The 1129-nt window shown below is 75.0% G+C and carries 1 pseudogene; it reads left to right on the top strand.

Features of this window, described 5'->3' with window-relative positions:
* Positions 1 to 698: 698 nt before the first annotated feature.
* Positions 699 to 1129: pseudogene (locus NL1_RS35965) on the top strand (DNA polymerase III subunit gamma/tau); the annotation flags it as partial.

Here is a 1129-nt window from a genome sequence, read left to right as displayed (position 1 = left end):
GGGGTGCGGAGGCGCTCGCCGCGCTACGCGAGACCAAGACGCGCGGCGCGAGCCCCGGACCGGGCGTCGGCGAAAGCGGCGCGAGTTCATCCGCCGCGCCGGTGGGCCAACGCCAGGCGGGATCGACGGGCGACGCGCCGTCATCCGCAAGTGCTGCCTCCTCTGATGCTGAAGGGGCAGGTGGCGAGTCGGTTCGGAATCCGAATGGTCCGGCTCCAGCTCCTGCCGATTCGGCTCGGACCGGCGTCTCGGCACCGGCCGCCGATGCGCGGGAAGACGCACCCGTTCACCGGCCGGAGCGCGCTGACGCCACCGTCGCGGGTGCGCTGCCCATCGCCGAGCAGGACGCTGTCGGGGCGAACGCGGCCGCTGCCGCGCGTGCAGACGCTGCCGAGCCGGGTTCGGATCTGCGCGGCGCTGTCAGCGATCCGGCCACGCCCGGTGCGGCCGCGGGCGATGCCGGTGTCCCGGCGGAGCAGTCGCCTCCCCGGGCTGCCGACGAGGGTTACGCGAATGCGCTGACACAGCCCCCGTCCGCCATGGGCGGGGCGGTCGCGCCCGCGCGTAGCGATGACACGGCTGGGGCGAGCCGTCCGGCCGAGTCCGCGGCTCCGCAGGGCTCCGCGGTCGGTCCACTCGATCGCGCGGGATATGAAGCGGCGCAATCGGTTTCCGATTTGCCGCCCGCTTCCGGTCAAGTGACCGGGGAATCGGCGGCGGGCCGACGTGCCGATGATGCGGTGGGGGAGCGGGCCGCCGCGACCGCCGGAGCGATGGCTGCGGCATTGCCGGACGAGCCCGTTGCGGCATTGCCGGACGAGCCTGCCGAGACGTTGCCGGACGAGCCCGCGGGCGCGGTGGGCGACGATCTGCTGCGGGCCGTCGAGGGGGCGTGGCCGGAGATCCGGGCCAAGGTCCGGGAGTTCGGGCCGACGGTGCAGGCGTTGCTGTCCGGTGCCTCGGTGGCGCGGGTCGAGGGCACGACCATCGTGTTCGCGCACCAGCACGCGCCGCTGGCGCAGCGGCTCTCGGGGGCGCGCAATGTAGAGGCCGTGCGCTCGGCGGTGCGGGCCGTGCTCGGCAGCGATCACGAGATCCGCTGGGAGGCCGGTGGCGCGGCCTCGCGTCC

Origin of the sequence: Nocardia lijiangensis NBRC 108240, assembly GCF_001613045.1 — a bacterium.
Classification (GTDB): domain Bacteria; phylum Actinomycetota; class Actinomycetes; order Mycobacteriales; family Mycobacteriaceae; genus Nocardia; species Nocardia lijiangensis.
Note: the sequence above shows the minus strand (reverse complement) of the source record. Positions and strands in the feature narration are given on the sequence as shown.